Genomic DNA, 15,899 nt, shown 5'->3' with positions numbered 1-15,899 from the left:
GGCCTCGGCGCGCTGCTCGGCGCCACCCGGGCGGCCGTGCTGGAGGCGGCGGCCGCGGGCCGCACCACCGGCGAGATCGCCCGCCACCTGGGCATCTCCCCGGCGGGCGCGAGCCAGCACGCCGCGGTGCTCCGCGAGGCCGGGCTGCTGGTCAGCCGCCGCGAGCGCAACACCGTCGTCCACACCCTGACACCGTCCGGACGCGCACTCCTGAACCGGGCGTGACCCGGCGCGTCAGGTGCGGGAGAGGACGCGGGCGGCGCCCGCCGCGCTCGTCGTCACGAGGATCCGGCTCGCCGCGATCAGCGCGGCGGCCAGCCACTGCTGCCCGCCGCGGGGGCCGACCCGCCGCGCGCGCGGGAACGCGTCCCAGAGCCGATCCGGGTGCGCGGGCCCTACAATCCCGTAGGTGACCGCCTACGATGATCTTGACGCGTTCGAGGGCCTGGACCCCTCCGCACTGCCGCCGCGCCAGCAGCGGATCCTGGCCGCGATCCAGGACTGGGTGGTCCGGCACGGGTACCCGCCGAGCACGCGCCAGCTCGGCGACGCCGTCGGGCTGCGGTCGGCGTCGTCGGTGTCGCGGCACCTGGCGAGCCTGGAGGAGAAGGGCTTCCTGCGCCGCGGGGACGCGGTGGCCCGGCCCATCGACGTGCGGGCGTTCCTGCGGGAGCGGGCGGCGGGCGAGCCCGCCGGCGGCGCGGTGCCGGTGCCCGTGGTCGGCCACATCGCCGCCGGCACGCCCATCGCGGCCGAGGAGCACGTGGACGACACGCTGTCGCTGCCGCGCGAGCTGACCGGGCGCGGCACCGTCTTCGGGCTGCGGGTGCGCGGCGACTCGATGGTCGACGCCGCCATCTGCGACGGCGACATCGTCGTGGTCCGCCAGCAGCACGAGGCGCACTCGGGCCAGATCGTCGCCGCGATGATCGACGGTGAGGCGACCGTGAAGGTGTTCCGGCGCCGCGGCGGGCACGTCCTGCTCGAACCGCGGAACCCGGCGTACGACGTCATCGACGGCGACGAGGCCACCGTCCTCGGCGTCGTCGTCTCGGTGCTGCGGAGCATCTGACGAGAGGCCGGGCCTGACGCCGGACGGCGTCGGGCCCGGGCGGCGCGTCCGGTCAGCGGTCGGACTTGGCCTGTGCCAGGGTGGCGTCCTCGGCGGGGGCGTGGGCGGACGGGGCGGGCTCGCGGGCGGCCGGGATGGTCGCGGCGATCACGCCGGACACCAGCGCGAGGACCCCGCCCAGGACGAGGGCGGTGCGGAAGCCGGCCTCGGAGGTGATGCTGTGGCCGCCGAGCTCGACGGTCAGCTGGGACAGCACGACGCCGATGACGGCGGCGCCGACCGACGTGCCGAGGGAGCGCATGAGCGTGTTGAAGCCGTTGGCCGCCGCGGTCTCGTGGAGCGGCACCGAGCTCATGATCAGCGCGGGCATCGAGCCGTAGGCCAGGCCCACGCCGCAGTTGATGACCAGCAGCGAGACCATCAGCCCCCACGCGGTGCCCATCAGCGCGAGCGAGACGGCGTAGCCGGCGGCGATGACGAGTACGCCGCTGATCAGCGTGAACTTCGGGCCGCGGGCGTTGGTGAGCTTCCCGCCGAGCGGTGAGACCAGCATCATCATGAGGCCGCCGGGTGCCATCCACAGGCCCGCGGCGAGCATCGACTGGCCGAGCCCGTAACCGGTGGCCTTGGGGAACTGGAGGAGCTGCGGGACGACCAGCATCGAGGCGTACATGCCGAAGCCGACGAAGACCGAGGCGATGTTGGTCAGCAGCACCCGCGGGCGGGCGGTCGTGCGGAGGTCGACCACGGGGTCGCTGTGGCGCAGCTCCCAGAGGCCCCAGGCCGCCAGGACGACGGCCGCGGCGGCGAACAGCCCGATCGTGGTCGCGGAGGCCCAGCCCCAGTCGGCGCCCTTGGACACCGCGAGGAGGAGGCAGACGAGGCCGGCGCCGAGGCCGGTCGCGCCGACGGCGTCGAAGCGCTGCCCCTTGGCGGCGGCCGGGACGTCCGGGACCAGCGTGAAGATCAGGACCGCGACCGCCAGCGCCAGGGCTGCCGAGCCCCAGAACAGCACGCGCCAGCTCGCGTACTCGGCGACCGCGGCGGCGATCGGCAGGCCGAGGCCGCCGCCGATGCCCATGGACGCGCTGACCAGCGCGATGGAGGAGCTCAGCCTCTCCTGCGGGACGACGTCGCGCAGGAGGGCGATGCCGAGCGGCACCATGCCCATGCCCATGCCCTGGAGGCCGCGTCCGACGATCATGGGGATGACCGAGGACGACAGCGCGCAGACCACCGAGCCGGCCACCAGCGGCACCGAGCAGAACAGCAGCATCCGGCGCTTGCCGAGCAGGTCGCCGAGGCGGCCGAAGACGGGCACGCACACCGCCGCCACCAGCAGCGTGACGGTGATGACCCAGGCCGAGTTGGAGGCCGTGGTGTGCAGGATCCGCGGCAGCTCCGCGAGCAGCGGGGTGACCAGCGTCTGCATGACCGCGGCCGTGGTGCCGGCCAGCGCGAGCGTCGCGACCACGCCGTTGGCGTGGGCGGCCTGCCGCACCGGTCCGGCCGTGGACTGGGAAGCGTCCATGTCGGGGGTTCCTTGGCTGTCGGGGACGCGGACGTCGTGCCGCGTCACCGGCCGCCCGCTGCGAACAATGTGCATCGTACACGCAAAATGTATCATGCACATGATGTGGACGTTACATATCGATGTGAGACGATGGAGGGCACCGCCCGCCGGGTGCCGGGCCGCGGGGCGGGGAGGTCGCGGAAGTGGAGGTGAGCGGCCGATGCCCAGGCCGACGCACGAGGTCGAGTACGAGCAGATGCTGCTCAGCCGGCACGAGCTGCGCCACCGGGCCCGGGCCCTCGACCGCAGCGCCTACGTGCTGCTCAGCCGCATCCGCGTCCAGGGCCCGATGTCGATCGGCGAGCTGAGCGACGCCTTCGGCCTGGACGCCTCGACCCTCAACCGGCAGACCGCCGCCGCCATGCGCGCGGGGCTGGTGGAGCGCATCCCCGATCCCGCCGGCGGGATCGCCCGCAAGTTCCGCATCACCGGCAAGGGCGAGCGGATGCTCGACGACGAGCGGGAGACCATCACCGGCGGGCTGGAGCAGGTCATGGCCGACTGGTCCGACGAGGACATCGCCGCGTTCGCGTCCTACCTGCGGCGCTTCAACATGGACATCGAGCGCCTCTCCGGACGCCCCTGGCCCCGCCCGTAGGCCGGCCGCGGGTTCCCTACCGGTTCGGTGTGCTTTCGCGGAGCGAGGGCCTAGCATGGGCCCCGCGGTGTCGAGATCGCCGGGAGGCCGAGCGCTCGGCCTTCCCTCCGATGCGAGGTGGCCAGTGCCGAGTGACCCAGCGGGAAGCGACACGGAGTACGACGAGTTCGGGCTCTTCCACGAGAACGCGGAGGAGGCCGGGCTGCCCTGGAGCGGGCCGCCGCTCGTGCGGCGGGAGTCCGTCGAGGTCGGCCCGGGGCAGCGGATCAGCGCCCTGGTCTGGGGCGACGGACCGCCCGAGGTCGTCCTGCTGCACGGCGGCGCGCAGAACGCCCACACGTGGGACACCGTGGCGCTGGCGCTCGACCGCCCCCTGGTCGCGCTCGACCTGCCCGGCCACGGGCACTCCGACCGGCGCGCCGACCGGGACTACCTGCCCGTCCGCAACGCCGAGGCGGTCGCCGCCGCCGTCGAGCGGCTCGCCCCGGACGCCGGCACGGTGGTGGGCATGTCGCTGGGCGGCCTCACGGCGATCCGGCTGGCCGCGCGGCGCCCCGACCTGGTGCGCCGGCTCGTCGTCGTGGACGTCACGCCCGGCGTCACGCCGGAGAAGGCGGCGCCGATCACGAACTTCGTCAACGGCCCCGAGACGTTCGGCTCGCTGGACGAGCTGCTGGAGCGGACGGTCGCCTTCAACCCGGGACGGTCGGTGAGCTCGCTGCGCCGGGGCATCCTGCACAACACCGTCCGCTCCCCGGACGGCACGTGGCGGTGGCGCTGGGACCGGTTCCTGACCCCCGGCGCCGGCTTCGGCTTCGGCGCCCTCTGGGACGACCTCGGCGCGGTGAAGGCGCCGGCGCTGCTGGTCAGGGGCGCGCTGTCCGGCGTCGTCTCGGACGAGGACGCGGCCGAGTTCGCCCGCCGCGTCCCGCACGCGCGCGTCGAGACGGTCGAGGGCGCGGGCCACTCGGTTCAGGGCGACCGGCCCGTCGAGCTCGCGCGCCTCATCGACGGCTTCGCGACCGACGGCTTCGCCTGATCCCGCCGGACGCGGTCACGCGCCGATCGTGTCGAGCAGGTGCCCCCACTCGGGGTACGCCGCGACCTTCTCCAGGTGCATCGCCGTGATCGTTCCGGCGAGCGCGGGGTCCGGGTCGTCGGACAGGCGCATCGGGTGCAGCCGGGCGAGGTGCGGGAGGATCTCGTAGTCGCCGTCCACGTGGACCGGGTCGTAGAGGTAGCGGCGCAGCGCGTCCAGGTTCTCGACCGCCGCGCAGTAGGCGTGGGTGAAGCCCTCCGCCGGGTCGCCGAGGTCCTGCCCCACGGCGGAGAACGCCACCGACTCCATGGACGCGGTGCGGCGCATCCTCGCGAGGACGGCCTCCTTGCGCTCCTCGGTCGTGTCGGCGCGGAAGGCGAAGCGCAGCAAAAGAACGATCATGAGGGTCTCCTAGCCCGTCGATGCGGTCGAGGACCACCGTAGGAACCGCGGCGAGGACGGCCAATGCGTCAGCGTCTCGCTGGGATAAGCGAGCGTCTTCCCGTGGAGACGCGGCAGTAGGGTCCCGGTGTGGACGTGCTGAGCGATGTGATCACCGTGATGCGCACCGGCGAGCCCGGGTCGGCGCGCGCGGAGCGGCGGGCGCCGTGGCGGGAGCGGCTGCGGCCGGCACCGGGGACGGCGGCGTTCCAGGTCGTCCTCGCCGGCGGGTACTGGCTGATCCCCGCGGACGCCGCGCCGGTCGCGCTCGCGGCGGGCGACGTGGTCCTGCTGCCCCGCGCCGGCGACGCCGAGCTGGCCGACTCCCCGCCCGGCCGGCCGGACGACCGGCGGCCGAGCGCCGTCCTGCTGTGCGGGGCCTACCGGCTCGACGCCGACCGCGGCCATCCGCTCATGGACGAGCTGCCGGACGTGCTCCACCTGCCCGCCCGGCTCGGGCACCATCCGCGGCTGCGCGCCGTGGTGGACCTGCTGGGCGCGGAGCTGGAGCGTCCCGGGCCGGGCGGCACCGCGATCGTGCAGGCCCTGCTGGAGACGCTGCTGCTGTACGTCCTGCGGGCGTGGCTGGAGGACCGCCCGGTGTGCGGCGGCCCGGACGGCTGGGCGGCGGCGCTGGCCGACCCGGTCGTCCACGCGGCGCTGGACGCGATCCACGGCGACCCCGCCCGGCCGTGGACCGTCCGGGACCTGGCGGCGCACGCCGGGATCTCGCGGGCGGCGTTCGCCCGGCGCTTCGCGGCGCTGGTCGGCCGCCCGCCGCTGGCCTACCTGACCTGGTGGCGGCTGACGACCGCGGCACGGCTGCTGCGCGACTCGGACGCGCCGCTCGGCGCCGTCGCCGCCCGCACCGGATACGGGTCGGAGTACGCCTTCGCCAGCGCCTTCAAGCGCCAGTTCGGCACTCCCCCAGGCCGCTACCGCCACGCCGTCCCCACGGGTGACGGCCGGCGGTGAGCCCCGGGCCCGGACCGAATATCCGCGGGGACTCTTGACGGGGAGATATTTCACGTTTTGAATCAGGCCGTGAAATAACACGTGACATAAGGGCGTACGCTCCCCACCCCCGCGAAGGAGATGCGCATGCATCCCGCCCCGCTCGTGTCCCCACCCCGTGCCACCCGCCCCGCCGCCGCCGCGCTGCTCCTCGTGGCCGCGCTCCTCGTGCCCGGCACCGTTCCCGGCGCGCCGGACCGGGCGTCCGCCGCCACGCGTCCCGCGACCGCGCGGGCCGCGGCCTGCGGCACGTCCGACGCCGCCCTCAACCGACCCGCCACCGCCTCGTCCAGCGAAAGCAGTGCCTTCCCCGCGAGCGCCGCCGTGGACGGCAACGCCGGAACCCGCTGGTCCAGCGCCTTCAGCGACCCGCAGTGGCTGCAAGTGGACCTCGGCTCCAGCCAGCAGGTCTGCCAGGTCGTCCTGAGCTGGGAGGCCGCCTACGCCACCGCCTTCCAGATCCAGGTGTCCGACAACGGCACCTCCTGGACGAACGTCTACTCCACCACCACCGCGACCGGTGGCACCCAGACGCTCAACGTCACCGGCACCGGCCGCTACGTCCGCCTCTACGGGACGGCCCGCGCCACCCAGTACGGGTACTCGCTGTTCGGCCTGACCGTGCACACCGAGTCCGGCGGGAACCTGCCGGGCGGCGGCGACCTGGGGCCGAACGTCTACGTCTTCGACCCGTCGATGCCCGCGTCCACGATCCAGAGCAGGCTGGACTCCGTCTTCACCCAGCAGGAGAGCAACCAGTTCGGGTCGGCGCGGTACGCGCTGCTGTTCAAGCCCGGCAGCTACAACGTCAACGCGAACATCGGCTTCTACACCTCGATCGCCGGCCTCGGCCGCAATCCCGACGACGTCACGATCAACGGCGGCGTCACCGTGGACGCCGGGTGGTTCGGCGGCAACGCCACCCAGAACTTCTGGCGGTCCGCCGAGAACCTCGCGATCAGCCCGTCCGGCGGGGCCGACCGGTGGGCGGTGTCGCAGGCGGCGCCGTTCCGGCGGATCCACGTGCGCGGCGACCTCAACCTGGCCCCGACCGGCTACGGCTGGGCCAGCGGCGGCTACATCGCCGACTCCAAGGTGGACGGCCAGGTCCAGCCGTACTCCCAGCAGCAGTGGCTCACCCGCGACAGCCAGATCGGCGGCAACCTCAACGGCGTCTGGAACCAGGTGTTCTCCGGCGTCGTCGGCGCCCCGGCGCAGAGCTTCCCGAACCCGCCGTACACCACGCTCGACACGAGCCCGGTGACCAGGGAGAAGCCGTACCTGTACGTCGATTCCTCCGGCGCGTACCAGGTGCTCGTCCCGGCGCTGCGGCGCAACTCGCGCGGCACGACCTGGTCGGGCGGCGCGACGCCTGGGACGTCCATCCCGCTGACGCAGTTCTACGTCGCCAAACCGGGCGACTCTGCTGCCACGATCAACGCGGCGCTGGCGCAGGGACTGAACCTGCTGTTCACGCCGGGCGTGTACCACCTGAGCCAGACGATCAACGTGACGCGGCCGGACACCGTCGTCCTCGGCATCGGCTACCCGACGCTCATTCCCGACAACGGCGTCACGCCGATGGCGGTCGCGGACGTGGACGGCGTCAAGGTGGCCGGGCTCCTCTTCGACGCCGGGACGGTCAACTCGCCGGTGCTGCTCCAGGTCGGGCCGTCCAACGCGAGCGCGGGGCACTCGGCGAACCCGACGTCCGTGCAGGACGTGTTCTTCCGCATCGGCGGCGCCGGGGCCGGCAAGGCGACCAACAGCCTCGTCGTGAACAGCGACGACACGCTCATCGACCACATCTGGGCGTGGCGGGCCGACCACGGCTCCGGCGTCGGCTGGACGGTCAACACCGCCGACAACGGGCTGACCGTCAACGGCGACAACGTCACCGGGTACGGGCTGTTCGTCGAGCACTACCAGAAGTACCAGCTCGTCTGGAACGGCAACGGCGGGAAGACGATCTTCTTCCAGAACGAGATGCCGTACGACCCGCCGAGCCAGTCCGCGTGGCGCTCGGACTCGCCGGACGGCTACGCCTCCTACAAGGTCGCCGACTCCGTCACCACCCACGAGGGCTGGGGCCTCGGCGCGTACTGCTACTTCAACGTCGACCCGTCGATCACGGCGGCGCGCGGCTTCGAGGCGCCGAACCGCTCCGGTGTCCGCTTCCACGACCTGCTCACGGTGTCGCTGGGCGGCAACGGGACGATCACGCACGTGATCAACAACACCGGCGGGCCGGCGACCGGCACCGCCACCGTCCCCTCGAACGTCGTCACCTACCCCTGACCGGCCGACGACCCTGATCAACCGACGCCTCTGATCGACCGCCCCCGCGGTCCGGCCGCTCCTCGACGGGCCCGCCTGCTCCCAGGCGGGCCCGCCGGGCCGGACCGCCCATCTCCGCCCCCACCCCCCGAAACAGGAGATGCCCTGTGAAACGCCCGGTAGCGGCCGTCGTGGCCGCCCTGCTGACCCTCTTCGCCGTCGTCCTGACGCCGGTCGCCCCGACGGGCGCCGCCGCGTGCGGCACGTCCGACGCCGCGCTGAACCGGCCCGCCACCGCCTCGTCCACCGAGAGCGGCGCCTTCCCCGCGTCCGCCGCCGTGGACGGCAACACCGGAACCCGCTGGTCCAGCGCCTTCAGCGACCCGCAATGGCTGCAAGTCGACCTCGGCTCCAGCCAGCAGATCTGCCAGGTCGTCCTGAGCTGGGAGGCCGCCTACGGCACCGCCTTCCAGATCCAGGTGTCCGATAATGCCTCCACCTGGACGAACATCTACTCCACCACCACCGCGACCGGCGGCACCCAGACCCTCGACGTCACCGGAACCGGCCGCTACATCCGCCTCTACGGCACGGCCCGCGCCACGCAGTACGGGTACTCGCTGTGGAGCTTCACGGTCCACACCAGCGGCGGGACGACCACGCCACCGGATTCGTTCTGGGGCGACACCTCCACCATCCCGCCCGCCAAGAACGTCCTCACGGTCAAGATCCTCAACCGGACGAACGGGAAGTACCCCGACAGCCAGGTCTACTGGAGCTTCAACGGGCAGGTCCACTCGATCGCCGAGCAGCCCTACCTCGACATGCCCGTCAACTCCGCCGGGCGGATGTACTTCTACCTCGGCTCGCCGAGCGGCCAGTACTGGGACTTCATCGAGTTCACGGTCGGCGCGTCGGTGTTCAACGGCAACACCACCAGGGTCGACGGGTTCGGCCTGAAGCTCGCGATGCGGCTGCACGCCCGTGACGGGTACGACGTAGCGGTCGGCGAGGACCAGGCCACGTTCGCGGAGGACCGCTCGGCCACCTTCCAGCGGTTCGCCAACGAGGTCCCGACCGAGTTCAAGACGCTGGCCCAGGTGAACGCGCCGTACCGGATCCCGGCGCCGGGCAACGCGGCGGTGTTCCAGCCCGGCGGCGCGTACGCGGACTACTTCACCTCCTACGCGGCGTCCGTCGGGGTCTCGGCGACGACCGCCCAGGTGACGGGGTGCGCGGGACCGCTCGCCAACGACGCCGCGATGTGCTCCGCGCTGAACCGGCACGTCGCGACGCTGCCGCGGTCGCAGTGGTCCGATCCGAGCCAGTACTACAAGGCCGCGCCGGCGAACTACTACGCGAAGTTCTGGCACGACCACGCGATCAACAGGCTGGCCTACGGCTTCCCCTACGACGACTACGCGGGCCAGTCGTCCTTCGTCTCGCACGGCGACCCGCAGTGGCTGCTCGTCGCCGTCGGCTGGTAGCGGGAGGAACCATGAACGCGGTCCAACGGCACCGCTGGACGGCCTGCGTCGCCGTCCTCGCGATACTCGCCGCCCTGCTCACCGTCCTGCTCGCCGTACCCGGCGGCGTCGCGCGCGCGGCGACGCTCCTCTCGCTGAACAAGCCCGCGACGGCCTCGTCCGCGGAGAGCGGCGCGTTCCCCGCCTCCGCGGCGGTGGACGGCGACGCCGGGACGCGCTGGTCCAGCGCGTTCGGCGACCCGCAGTGGATCCAGGTCGACCTCGGCGAGAGCGCGACCGTCAGCCAGGTGGTCCTGAACTGGGAGGCGGCCTACGCGACCGCCTTCCAGGTCCAGGTCTCCGCCGACGGCTCGGCCTGGACGACCGTCTACTCCACCACCACGGCGACCGGCGGCACCCAGACCCTCGACGTCAGCGGGACCGGCCGGTACGTCCGCGTCTACGGGACCGCCCGCGCCACCGGCTACGGCTACTCGCTGTGGGAGTTCTCCGTCTACGGCACCGCCGGGACGCAGCAGCCGCCCGGCACGGCGCCGATATCGGCGTTCAAGCAGGTCACGGCGTCGTCCTACGAGGGCGGCAACGCCCCGGCCGCGGCGCTGGACGGGCGGACCACGACGCGCTGGTCCAGCCAGTTCAGCGACGCGCAGTGGCTGCGGGTCGACCTCGGCGGCAGCGCCACGATCACCGGCGTGACGCTCAACTGGGAGTCGGCCTACGCCACCGGCTACCGCATCGAGGTGTCCGACAACGGGACGTCTTGGACGACCCTCTACTCCACGACGACGGGCAAGGGCGGGGTCGAGAACCTGACCGTCTCCGGCAAGGGCCGCTACGTCCGGTTCACCGGGACGGCCCGCGCCACCGGCTACGGGTACTCGCTCTGGGAGTTCCAGGTCTTCGGATCGGTGGACTCCTCGTCCACCACGGCCCCGCTGCTGTCGCCGCCGACGAAGGCGCCCGCGACGACCGGGCAGTTCGCGCTGTCCTCCCCCGCCGACAAGGCGATGGTCACGAGCACGCGGCGGCCCGCGTTCTCCTGGGCGTCCGTCCCGGGGACGGCCCGCTACGAGCTGTGGATCAACGTCAGCCGCACCGACTACGACTTCACCGCGTCCGGTCCGCTCCTGGACCTCTACACCAAGGTCGCCGAGCCCACGGGCACGACCTACACGCCGACCTGGGACATCACCGACCGCTGGACGTACCGCTGGTTCGTCGTCGCGGTGAGCGGCTCGGGCGCGCGGACCACGTCCGCCATCCGCACCTTCAGCCTCTACATGCCGGAGATCGAGACGGTCGACGACGGCGTCGGCGTCGTCAACGGCGCCCGGGACCTCAACAAGAACGGGACGATCGAGCCCTACGAGGACTGGCGCAACCCCGTGGAGACGCGCGTCTCCGACCTCCTCGGCAGGATGACGGCCGAGGAGAAGGCGTACCAGATGTTCTACAACGCCCAGGCCTATCCCCGGTCCGGGTGGCACTTCGGCCCGGCGCAGCCGAACGACCTGCACAACGTCCTGCTCGGCGCCGCGGGCACCCGCCTCGGGATCCCGCCGGTGTCGGCGGGCGACACGATCGCCGGCTACCAGACGACGTACCCGCTCCAGAGCGCCCTGGCCGCGGCGAAGGACTACCCGCTCGACTACCGGCTCGGCGACATGCAGCGCCGCGAGGAGCTGGAGGTCGGGGCCCGCGGGACGCTCGGCCCGCTCGCGGAGGTCGGCACGAAGGTGCTCTACCCCCGCATCCAGGAGGGCAACGGCGAGAACGCCGACGTGGCCGCCGCGCAGGTCCGGGCGCTGGTCGCCGGGCTCCAGGGCGGTCCGGAGCTGAACCCGGGCTCGGTGCTCGCGACCGTCAAGCACTGGCCCGGCGAGGGCGCCGGCGGCGAGGCCGGCATCACCTTCGACGCCGTCACGATCAAGTACCACATGATCCCGTGGCGGGCCGCGCTGGACGCCGGGGCGGTCAACATCATGCCCGGCTACGCGGGCAGCTCCTACCTCGACCCGGGCGGCCCGGGTGCCGGGAACAGCGCGCCGATCCTCAACTACCTGCGCAACGAGCTGGGTTACACGGGGCTGATCACGACCGACTGGCTGCCGTCCGGCGCGTGGATCAGCGCGGCGAACGCCGGGTCGGACGTGATGGGCGGCGCCGACCCGGGCGCGTCCGGGTTCAGCATCGCGAGCTTCGTCGCCGGGGTGCCGATGAGCCGGATCGACGCCGCCGTCACCCGGATCCTGCGGCTGAAGTTCCAGCTCGGCGTCTTCGACCGCCCCTACGGCGACCCGGTGAACGGCCCCTACCGGTTCCACCAGCCGTCGTACGCCGCGCTCGCGAACCAGGCGGCGCGGGAGTCCGTCACCGTGCTGAAGGACGACGGCGTCCTGCCGCTCAAGCTGAACTCCGGCGACAACATCGTGGTGGCGGGGCCGCGCGCCACCGACGGCGCGTCCTGCTGCATCTGGACGAGCTACTTCCACTCCGACTACGGCTCCCTGAACCTGCTGGACGCGATCAAGGCGCGGGCGGCGAAGGCGGGCGTGAACGTCTACCAGGACAGCGGCCCCTCGCCCAAGCTCGCCGTGGTCGCCGTCGGCGAACCGTCCTACACCCACGCCACCGCGTGGACGAAGGAGCAGCCCTACCTCCCACCCGACCAGCTCGCCGTGATCCAGCGGTTCCACGACCAGGGCATACCGGTGGTCGTGGTGATGGACCTGCCGCGCCCGACCGTCATCAGCGAATGGAACGGCCTCGCCAACGCCATCGTCATGACCTACCGGGGCGGCGAGGAGATCGGCCCGGCCACGGCGAGCCTGCTGTTCGGCGACTACACGCCGCGCGGACGGCTGCCCTGGCAGCTTCCTCGCAGCGTGGACCAGATCCTCAAGCCGGGCGGCACCGACGTCCCCGCGGACGCCGTGGAGGACTGGAACATCCCCTACGACCTCGGCGCCACGGCGGCCGAGCGCGCCGACATCCGCGCCCGCATCAACGCCGGGCAGGCCCCGGCCACCACCTACGGCAACCCCCTCTACCCCTACGGCGCGGGACTCCAGGGCTGGCCCTGATCCGCACCGCCACGCGAACGGGCCCCGGCGCTCCACGCGCCGGGGCCCCGGCGTCTCCGGGGCCCGGGCGTTAACCGGCCACCTCGTGAGAACCCTTCGCCAGGATGATCGAACGGTGGGATCCTGGCGGGGTGACCGCACCCCCGCCGAGGTTGCTCAGGGTCGACGACGCCGCCGAGATCGCGGGCATGCCGGACGGGCCGCCCGCCGGCCGGGACCGCCGCGGCACCGGCGACCGGGCGGGCGACCCGTGATGCGGGCGCTGCGGCCGACGCGGGCACTGGGGCCGCGCGGCCCGGCGGACGGCGGGCCCGACGCGCGCGTGCTGTCGCGCGTCCGCTGGTCGCTGACCCTCCAGCTCGCGGCGGCGGTCACCGCGGTGGTGGCGCTCGTCGGCGGGCTCGTCCACCTGGCGATGGCGGCCGGGCAGCGCGGCGACGCCGAGCGGGACCTGCGGCACGTGATCGCCGCGAACGCGGTCGAGAACGCGCCGCCGTGCGTGTGGATGTTCGCCGTCCGGGACGGCCGGACGGTCCGCACCCCGAACGCGCCCGCCGACCTGCCCGTCCAGGCCGACCTGCGGGCTCCGGGCACGGTGGTCCGCGAGCACCGCGTCGGCGGGATCAGCTACCTCGTGCGCACCGAGCACCGCGGCCCGGACGTCGTGCAGGCCGCGCTGGACCGGCGCTACCAGATCCAGGAGCGGCACCGGCTGTACGGCGCGCTCGCCGTCGCCGAGCTCGGCGGGCTGCTCGCCGCCCTCGCCACCGGCCGGCTGCTGGCGCGGCGCGCGATCGCGCCGCTCGCCGAGGCCCTCGACCGGCAGCGCCGGTTCGTCGCCGACGCCAGCCACGAGCTGCGCACGCCGCTGACGCGCCTGCACGTGCGCGCCCAGCTGCTGGCCCGGCGCGCCGGCGCCGGCGGCCTCGGCGACGAGCTGCGCACGATCGTCGCCGACACCCGGCAGTTCGGCGAGGTCATCGAGGACCTGCTGCTGTCGGCGCGGCTCCGCCCCCGCGCGGCCGGCGGCGACGCGGTGGACCTGGCCGCCGTGACCGCGTCGCTCGTGGCGGCGGAGTCCGCGCGCGCCGAGACGCGCGACGTCACGCTGGCGGTGGTCCGCGCCGGGCGGCCCTGCGTCGTCGAGGGGGTCGAGTCGGCGCTGCGCCGTGTCGTCGGGGCGCTGCTGGACAACGCCGTCGGGCACACCCCGCCGGGCGGCCGGGTCGAGGTGGCGGTGACGCACCGCGGCGGCCGGGTCGAGCTGACCGTCCGCGACGACGGCGTCGGCTTCGACCAGCGGGACGCCGAGCGGATCTTCCAGCGGTTCAGCCGCGGCACCGGCGGCGAGGGCCGCCGGTTCGGGCTCGGCCTCGCCCTCGTCCGGGAGGTCGTGGAGAGCCACGGCGGCACCGTCGCCGCGACCGGCCGTCCCGGCGCCGGGGCGACCTTCACCGTCAGCCTGCCGGCCGCGCTGCACCGCCTGCACGCCTGACCGCCTGAGACACCGGAGGCGCCGGAGACGCCGGGCTCGTCAGGCCGCGGGCGGGAGGTGGATCCCGACGATGCAGGTGTCGTCGTCGGTGTCGGCGTCGCTGTGGGTGAGGAGATGGTCGAGGCGGGCTTCGAGGTTGGACACGGGCTGCTCCGCGCTGACCAGGAGCCGGTCCAGGGCGTCCTGCATGGAGCCGTCCCGGCGCTCGACGAGGCCGTCGGTGTACATGAGGAGGGTGTCGTCGGGCTCCAGGGTGATGACGCCCTCGTCGTACTCGCCCTCCTCCAGCGCGCCGAGCATCATCCCGCGGATCATCCCGAGCGACCTGGCCTGCCCGTTCCGGAGCAGGACCGGGGGGAGGTGGCCCGCGCGGGCCCAGCGCAGGGTCCTCGTCTCCGGCTCGTACAGGCCGCAGAGCGCCGTCGCGGTGACGTTGTCGGTGAGGTGGTGGGCGACGAGGTTGAGCCAGCCGAGGAGCTGGCCCGGGCCGGCGCCCGTGGCGGCCAGGCCGCGGAGCGCGTTGCGCAGGACGACCATGCCGGTCGCGGCGTTGATGCCGTGCCCGGCGACGTCCCCCACGCACAGCAGCACGTTGCCGGACGGCAGGACGACCGCGTCGTACCAGTCGCCGCCCACCAGGTGGTCGTGCTCGGCGGGACGGTACCGGACCGCCGCGCGGAGCCCGGACGTGGCTATGGGGCCGCGGGTGGGGGGCATGATGGCGCGCTGGAGCTCCAGGGCGAGGCGGTCGCTCTCGGCGGCCTCCTGCTCGGTGTGGGCGAGCTGGTCGCGGGTGGCGGCGAGCGCCACCTCCGTCCAGTGCTGCGCGGAGATGTCCTGGTAGGCGCCGCGGACGGCGAGCAGGTGCCCGCCGTCGTCCAGGACCGGCTCGGCGACGATGCGCAGGTGCCGGATGATGCCGTCGGGCCGCCGCAGCCGGAACGAGATCGAGCTCGGCCGGTGGTGGTGCATGAGGGTGCGCAGGAACCGGCCGATGGCGGGCTCGTCGTCCGGGTGGGCCTGCGCGGGCAGGTCGGCCATCCGGACGGGCGCGGCCGTGGCCTCCAGCCCGTAGAGGGCGAAGAGCTGGCTGTTCCAGGTGACCTCGCCGGTGACGAGGTTCTCCTCGAACCCGCCGATGCGCCCGAGCCGCTGCGCGTGGTGGAGCAGGCTCGCCAGGCGGGCCGCCTCGTCCTCCAGGCGCCAGATCAGCAGCACGCAGCCGCCGTGGCGGCTGATGCTGACGGCCGCGGTGGCGGTCAGCGGGACCTGGTCCACGAGGGCCGTCAGGGTCATCTTCTCGGCGCGGAAGGGCTCGCCGGTGGCGTGGACGCGCTCGACCTTCTCGAACAGCCCGCCGACGTCGGCGGCGAGCGGGTACGCCTCCAGCAGCAGCGCCCCGACGACCGCGGCGCGGGGCCGGCCCGCGAGGTCGACGAACCGGTCGTTGACGTGGTGGATGCGGAAGTCGGCGAGCCCGCCGTCGGGGTGCCGGTGCGGCACCAGCACGAACGCGGCGTCGTGCAGCCCGTCCGCGAGGTCGATCAGCTCGGCCGTCCGCGACCCGGCGGCGGGCGGCCCGGCCGGGGACGGGGCGGTCTCCAGCGTCCGCGCGCACAGCTCGGCCAGCGCCTGGACCTGCCGCTCGATCTGCGGGGACCGCGCCTCCGGCACGCCCGGCCAGCAGATCTCCAGGACGCCGATGACGCGGCCGCCGGTCCCGGCGGGGACGGTGACCCGGCCGCCGCCCGGCAGCGCGTGCTGCCCGATCGACGGCAGCCCCGCCCGGGCGAGCGAGCCGAACCACACCGGCTGCCGCT

General features: G+C 73.7%; 13 protein-coding genes. 10 read left to right on the top strand and 3 right to left on the bottom strand.

Going from position 1 to position 15,899, the window contains the following annotated elements; all coding sequences use genetic code 11:
* Together E1300_RS38595 and lexA are read left to right on the top strand one after the other, a co-directional pair.
* Positions 1 to 225: ArsR/SmtB family transcription factor (locus E1300_RS38595; RefSeq protein ID WP_131762081.1), on the top strand; the 225-nt coding region annotated here is incomplete at its 5' end.
* A gap of 184 nt (positions 226 to 409) precedes the next feature.
* Positions 410 to 1,072 (top strand): transcriptional repressor LexA, encoded by a 663-nt coding sequence (gene lexA / locus E1300_RS38590; RefSeq protein ID WP_131762080.1) that lies wholly within the window; start codon positions 410 to 412, stop codon positions 1,070 to 1,072.
* Between the two features lie 52 nt (positions 1,073 to 1,124).
* Here the strand turns inward: lexA and E1300_RS38585 are convergent, their stop codons facing one another.
* Positions 1,125 to 2,603: an MFS transporter gene (locus tag E1300_RS38585; RefSeq protein ID WP_131762079.1), complete on the bottom strand. Its 1,479-nt coding sequence runs from the start codon at positions 2,601 to 2,603 to the stop codon at positions 1,125 to 1,127.
* Between the two features lie 202 nt (positions 2,604 to 2,805).
* On the opposite strand from E1300_RS38585, the gene E1300_RS38580 reads away from it, so the two are divergent.
* Together E1300_RS38580 and E1300_RS38575 are read left to right on the top strand one after the other, a co-directional pair.
* On the top strand, positions 2,806 to 3,243 hold the full coding sequence (locus E1300_RS38580) for a MarR family winged helix-turn-helix transcriptional regulator (protein WP_131762078.1): 438 nt from the start codon (positions 2,806 to 2,808) through the stop codon (positions 3,241 to 3,243).
* A 124-nt stretch (positions 3,244 to 3,367) separates the two neighbouring features.
* Positions 3,368 to 4,282 carry an alpha/beta fold hydrolase gene (locus E1300_RS38575; RefSeq protein ID WP_242619663.1) on the top strand — a complete coding sequence of 305 codons (915 nt, stop codon included), beginning with the start codon at positions 3,368 to 3,370 and terminating at the stop codon, positions 4,280 to 4,282.
* A gap of 15 nt (positions 4,283 to 4,297) precedes the next feature.
* Here E1300_RS38575 and E1300_RS38570 read toward each other — a convergent pair whose 3' ends face one another.
* The gene (locus tag E1300_RS38570; RefSeq protein WP_131762076.1) at positions 4,298 to 4,684 is read right to left on the bottom strand and encodes a Dabb family protein; all 387 of its coding nucleotides are present in this window, start codon (positions 4,682 to 4,684) and stop codon (positions 4,298 to 4,300) included.
* Between the two features lie 129 nt (positions 4,685 to 4,813).
* Between E1300_RS38570 and E1300_RS38565 the strand changes: the two genes are divergently transcribed.
* From E1300_RS38565 to E1300_RS38545, 6 genes are all read left to right on the top strand, one after another.
* The gene (locus E1300_RS38565) at positions 4,814 to 5,698 is read left to right on the top strand and encodes an AraC family transcriptional regulator (RefSeq protein ID WP_131762075.1); all 885 of its coding nucleotides are present in this window, start codon (positions 4,814 to 4,816) and stop codon (positions 5,696 to 5,698) included.
* A gap of 126 nt (positions 5,699 to 5,824) precedes the next feature.
* On the top strand, positions 5,825 to 8,035 hold the full coding sequence (locus E1300_RS38560; RefSeq protein WP_131762074.1) for a discoidin domain-containing protein: 2,211 nt from the start codon (positions 5,825 to 5,827) through the stop codon (positions 8,033 to 8,035).
* 146 nt (positions 8,036 to 8,181) lie between these two features.
* The gene (locus E1300_RS38555) at positions 8,182 to 9,501 is read left to right on the top strand and encodes a beta-1,3-glucanase family protein (protein ID WP_131762073.1); all 1,320 of its coding nucleotides are present in this window, start codon (positions 8,182 to 8,184) and stop codon (positions 9,499 to 9,501) included.
* Positions 9,502 to 9,512: 11 nt separating this feature from the next.
* Positions 9,513 to 12,584, top strand: a complete 3,072-nt coding sequence (locus tag E1300_RS38550; protein WP_131762072.1) for a discoidin domain-containing protein — start codon at positions 9,513 to 9,515, stop codon at positions 12,582 to 12,584.
* A gap of 131 nt (positions 12,585 to 12,715) precedes the next feature.
* On the top strand, positions 12,716 to 12,838 hold the full coding sequence (locus tag E1300_RS53620) for a hypothetical protein (protein WP_278045421.1): 123 nt from the start codon (positions 12,716 to 12,718) through the stop codon (positions 12,836 to 12,838).
* Positions 12,838 to 14,079, top strand: coding sequence for a sensor histidine kinase (locus tag E1300_RS38545; protein WP_131762071.1), 1,242 nt, complete (start codon positions 12,838 to 12,840; stop codon positions 14,077 to 14,079). Before E1300_RS53620 ends, E1300_RS38545 begins: the two co-directional genes overlap by 1 nt.
* A gap of 39 nt (positions 14,080 to 14,118) precedes the next feature.
* Here the strand turns inward: E1300_RS38545 and E1300_RS38540 are convergent.
* Positions 14,119 to 15,899, bottom strand: a 1,781-nt coding sequence (locus E1300_RS38540) for a PP2C family protein-serine/threonine phosphatase (protein ID WP_131762070.1), incomplete at its 5' end; no start/stop codon positions are given.

The sequence above is a fragment of the Actinomadura fibrosa genome (assembly GCF_900659615.1).
Lineage (GTDB): Bacteria > Actinomycetota > Actinomycetes > Streptosporangiales > Streptosporangiaceae > Spirillospora > Spirillospora fibrosa.
This window is presented reverse-complemented; position numbering and strand designations above follow the sequence as displayed.

Bases quoted from the DNA above. Each gene is read 5' to 3' on its own strand.
- E1300_RS38545 (WP_131762071.1), top strand. From the start codon at position 12,838: ATGCGGGCGCTGCGGCCGACGCGGGCACTGGGGCCGCGCGGCCCGGCG.
- E1300_RS38570 (WP_131762076.1), bottom strand. From the start codon at position 4,684: ATGATCGTTCTTTTGCTGCGCTTCGCCTTCCGCGCCGACACGACCGAG.
- E1300_RS38585 (WP_131762079.1), bottom strand. From the start codon at position 2,603: ATGGACGCTTCCCAGTCCACGGCCGGACCGGTGCGGCAGGCCGCCCAC.
- E1300_RS38550 (WP_131762072.1), top strand. From the start codon at position 9,513: ATGAACGCGGTCCAACGGCACCGCTGGACGGCCTGCGTCGCCGTCCTC.
- E1300_RS38560 (WP_131762074.1), top strand. From the start codon at position 5,825: ATGCATCCCGCCCCGCTCGTGTCCCCACCCCGTGCCACCCGCCCCGCC.
- E1300_RS38580 (WP_131762078.1), top strand. From the start codon at position 2,806: ATGCCCAGGCCGACGCACGAGGTCGAGTACGAGCAGATGCTGCTCAGC.